The 4,123-nt window shown below is 43.0% G+C and carries 6 protein-coding genes and 2 pseudogenes; all 8 read right to left on the minus strand.

Annotation, left to right across the window (positions count from 1 at the left end):
• Positions 1–15 precede the first annotated feature (15 nt).
• Positions 16–669 (minus strand): hypothetical protein, encoded by a 654-nt coding sequence (locus RMO79_RS10105; protein WP_310483018.1) that lies wholly within the window; start codon positions 667–669, stop codon positions 16–18.
• A 4-nt stretch (positions 670–673) separates the two neighbouring features.
• A complete protein-coding gene (locus tag RMO79_RS10110; protein ID WP_310483019.1) occupies positions 674–1,177 on the minus strand; it encodes a hypothetical protein in 504 nt (167 codons plus the stop codon).
• Complete coding sequence (locus RMO79_RS10115; protein ID WP_310483020.1) at positions 1,174–1,761, minus strand: PspC domain-containing protein; 588 nt, start codon at positions 1,759–1,761, stop codon at positions 1,174–1,176. Before RMO79_RS10115 ends, RMO79_RS10110 begins: the two co-directional genes overlap by 4 nt.
• Before the next feature lie 51 nt (positions 1,762–1,812).
• Positions 1,813–2,343: a DUF3122 domain-containing protein gene (locus RMO79_RS10120; RefSeq protein WP_310483021.1), complete on the minus strand. Its 531-nt coding sequence runs from the start codon at positions 2,341–2,343 to the stop codon at positions 1,813–1,815.
• 109 nt (positions 2,344–2,452) lie between these two features.
• On the minus strand, positions 2,453–2,971 hold the full coding sequence (locus RMO79_RS10125; protein ID WP_310483022.1) for a rhodanese-like domain-containing protein: 519 nt from the start codon (positions 2,969–2,971) through the stop codon (positions 2,453–2,455).
• A 29-nt stretch (positions 2,972–3,000) separates the two neighbouring features.
• Positions 3,001–3,579 (minus strand): annotated as a pseudogene (locus tag RMO79_RS24520) (DsbA family protein); the annotation flags it as partial.
• 204 nt (positions 3,580–3,783) lie between these two features.
• Positions 3,784–3,939: pseudogene (locus tag RMO79_RS24525) on the minus strand (pyridoxamine 5'-phosphate oxidase family protein); the annotation flags it as partial.
• The coding region (locus tag RMO79_RS10140) for a DUF1816 domain-containing protein (protein WP_310483025.1) at positions 3,935–4,123 on the minus strand (189 nt) is incomplete at its 5' end. The gene RMO79_RS10140 and the pseudogene RMO79_RS24525, both read right to left, overlap by 5 nt.

Consider the following 4,123-nt stretch of genomic DNA (forward strand, 5'->3'; position numbering starts at 1 on the left):
AAATTTACGATCTCGTTATAATTGTTCTGATGTCGATCGAAAGTTTTTGAGGATCGTAAAATTTGCCAAGATAAGTTTTCTAATATGATTTTCGGCTCTTTCTTTGATACCCAACATACATTTACTCATCATGATAATGCCTCCAAAATCATAGAGAAGGTAATAGATAATCCAGGGAAAGCTGAAATTATATTTTGTTCTTAATCTAGTTATTAACCTGGTATTACCAGCTTCGGGTTGCTGCAAAAACCAGCCCCATGTTCCATTTCCTTTTCTATCCCACCATAAGATATACTCAGATTCTTGATACTCTTTCACCCACATTCCATTCTTTTGATTAGGCGTAAATGGAATAAAGTAATCTTGTTCGATATTTTGATATTTTGGGATGATGTCTCTCGAACTCGGCGCGTTGGCATTGTCGATGAAATCGATACTATAAAAGCCAGCTCTGCCAGAGCCAATTTGAATTATCCATTTCCATACTTCAGCAGGTGGAGCTTCTATAGATACCGCTCTTGTAGCAACAAAATTAGGGTTTTGAACGAGATCATCACCAGACATAGCGCATTTGACTTCATCATCTGTCGCGCCCCAGCGAAGTTGCCAGGGACGCAAGATTTTAAGATAGAAAATCATGAAAATAGCGATAAAAATGAATAATTGCATTTAATTAAAAACTCCGTTGATGATAGATAACTGCGTGGGTGGTGTGAGCGATCGCAAAAACAACTGCTGGCACAATATAAAAAATCGGACGATAGCGTAAACGTTCTGTGAAGTAGAATTTTTCACCGAGCAAGCCTAGCCCGATCGTCCAAAATATATTTGTGTAAGCTGAAGCTGCAAAACCGATCGTGCTGGTACTCCAATCACTATTCGGGGAAAAATTCTGAGTTCCATAGGACAGATAGTAAAGTATTACTCCAGCCAAATACAAAGCTAACCCTCGCTTTTGAGTGGTGGTTGATATGTCAATCGAAAAAAATGCGGGCATTGCAAATACTAAAATTCTTCCAATGCTTTCGATATTTAGCAATACATCTGGGATACCTTCGTTGAACTGCTCTGGTGTCAATGCATGTGGGAGAAATGTCATCAGGATCAGACTAAAGAGCAGCGGTGGTAACGTCAGCCAAATACCATTTTTGAGGATGTCAGTTTTGGTAATTATCATTGTGCTCCGATAGATTGCTGTGGCGATCTTGGCTCGATTGGGAATGCCAACCAACACCACAAGTACAGAAAAATAAATCCAGGGGTAACGATCGCTAACACAACCGCGACAATCCGCATCATGGTGAGGGACTGATGCCAGCGTTGAGCGATGGCTGAACATACACCTGCAATGACTTTGTGACGACGACTTCGGTAAAAAGTAGTCGGAGGTTGCCCTGAAATGCCTGCTGTGGTTCGCGATTGCTGATGGTTTAAAATCCAGGAAAGCAGCAGCCCGATCGCTCCTACAACCGCCGATGGAATGGCAAAAATCGCTAGCCAGTGGGACATTACCAGCCCAGAGATCGCGTCTCCCAACCAAGCCGGATCGGGACAACGAAAGCCGATAGCTTCCGCCGAACAACCGAAGCGTTTAGCCAAACCAAATGCGCCCCAAGTCAGGAGCAATGGCGAAATTCCGTAAAAGACGCAAACACTCAACAAAAACAAGTGCCAACCAGTTGAAAGTCGTCGAAAAAATGCGATTGCGGCGATCGCGGGGCCAACTAATAAAAATACATAAATCAACGACGTGTAAATCATGAGTTTTCCTAGATTAGAGTTCTCGATTTAGTTGCTCAACCGTTCATTAATTTAACGATCTGCGATTGTTTGCCACTCTTGAATCGCTATAGATGGGATTTGTAACTCAACTGTGGAGCCAGTGAGCATCGGTAACGTTAGCTCCAGCGGAATTTCAGATTGCAACTGTGGTAGAACGGGTTGAATGTCATATTCACCAACGTTAGCTAAAGCAGTTGCGCCCTGAGAAATTTCGCTAGTAACATCTTTGGCGGTCAAAATTTGCCCCATTGATGTGGTCAGGGTTAGAGATTTAGTGTGGTCTAATTCCACGGCACCAAGAAAGCCCACCAACCGCAGGGAAACCATCGCACTACCGTCGGGACGAACGCGCTTGAAGGCGACTACCTGCCAAGACTTTCCGGTGCGATCGCGCAGGTTTTGGCGGGACTGATAGAGCATCTGTCCTGGAGCTTCTTCAATTTGGGTTACAGCAGCAAAGGCGGGTTGGGAAATGAAAATTACTAACAAAACGCAGATTGAAGCAGCTATTAGCCAGCGAATTAGACGTAGTTTAGACGTGTTCGAGTCGATTAAATTCATTATAAAATTTCTCATTAAAGTTAATTTTTTAACAGTAAATTCAGTAGGGTCAATTCATGAATTGACCCTACTGAATTTACTAGATTTGCGCCGGAGACTAATAGTGACTTTATTGTTTAACAACTAATTCTCCTGCGGCTTTCCAGCCTACAAAGCTAGGAGGAAAACCCTGCACATTATCGTAATTAAATAGGTGCAGTGTCATTACTCCCATGCCAGATCGATAGCCAGAAGAACAGTACAGAACTACAGGGCGATCGGTTGGAATTTTACTTAAATTTCGAGCCAAAGTTTGGAGCGGAATATTTATTGCATTAGGGATATGCCCAGCTCGATATTCAGAGGCTTCTCGCACGTCCACTAATAAGGTTTGAGAGTTGTCTAACTGGCTTTTTAGCTTTTCGACACTGGCGATCGTATAATAACCTGCTGGCATCGACATCAGAAATCGATCGACTTGTAATTCCAGATTGAGCGGTTTAGGTGAATTTGATATCTTTGATTGAGATATCGAGAGTGTTTCTGTGGGAGTTGCCGCTAAAATTGAATTTTGACTAGGATCGATCGAGAGGCAAGACCAGATTACAAGTCCCAATAATACGGTCTGAATTAATTTCTTGAACATCATGATTTTCTTCTAAAATAGCTTTAATACTCCTAACACCACGACTGTTCTTCTGGAGGAATATGCAGTAACTCGCGAATATTAGCTTCGATAACTCGGTAGCTTACATTGCCATTGAGTCGCTGCCGTCCTTCATTGAAAATCAGCGTAGGGCTGACCGCAACTGTATGTTCTTTCACCAAGTCAAAATCTTTGGAAAGTTGAGCGTATGCCTCACCACTATCGATCTGAGCTTGAATTTCGGCGACGGACAATCCTAATTTTTCGGCAATTTCAAATTGCACCTGTCGATCTGAAACGTTTGCCAATTCGGTGAAAAATGCTTCTCGAAATTCTCAGATTGCTTTTTCAAATATCTGTGCCGATCGATCTACTACACCTTTCATTTCTAGTAGTTGAATCGCATGAAGAAATAGATGGCAGGATGTAGATGAGGGTGGTGTAACTTTCGTCCAAATGTCAGGGTGAACGGTAATATGGTCAAATTTTTTTGCGACATCTAGAACGTGGTTGCTGTATCCTGTCAATCCGCCTCGTTGGCGAAACCTCTCGGAACGAGAATCGCGCCAGCGGTTTTCTAGTTTTTCCCGAGCCGTACCGAAGACGGAGACACGTATAGCCACGTTGGTAAGTGGGACGTTGGGCTACTTGCAAATTTGTTTTCTCAAGCAAGTTCTGGCTAACTTGTTGTAAATTCAGTGCATTTGCCTCAAAGGGCATCGTTACTAAAAAACCCGTATATACCAATGAGATAAGAATTATCTTTTTCATAATAAACGCCTGGGCGATCGCTGGTTGACAACGATTCGATCTATTCATCCAACCATCATCCGGCTGCTGACACCATCAGTCGTGCGCCCGCTCATTTCACTTGGATAGACACTATAAATCGCCACTACTTCTGCCCGTCCCCACGAGTCGATCCAAGTGCGATTGAGCGCGGGTGAAAGTGTAGGATTAAGCTCTTTAATTGATTATTGAATCGTGTTCTATAGTCAATAGATTGGGCTGAGAATGCCTGTCAATTTTGATTGTGATGCCTTGGGCAAATTCACCTTCAAGATCTTCAACAAAACCTTTGCTGGCGATTTTAGCTTCCCAGGCACCAGCAAATGGGCCGAAATAGTATGTACAGTTGGGCTGCGCGGTCAGAAT

Origin of the sequence: Chamaesiphon sp. VAR_48_metabat_403 (assembly GCF_031422475.1) — a bacterium.
In the GTDB taxonomy this organism is placed as follows: Bacteria; Cyanobacteriota; Cyanobacteriia; order Cyanobacteriales; family Chamaesiphonaceae; genus Chamaesiphon.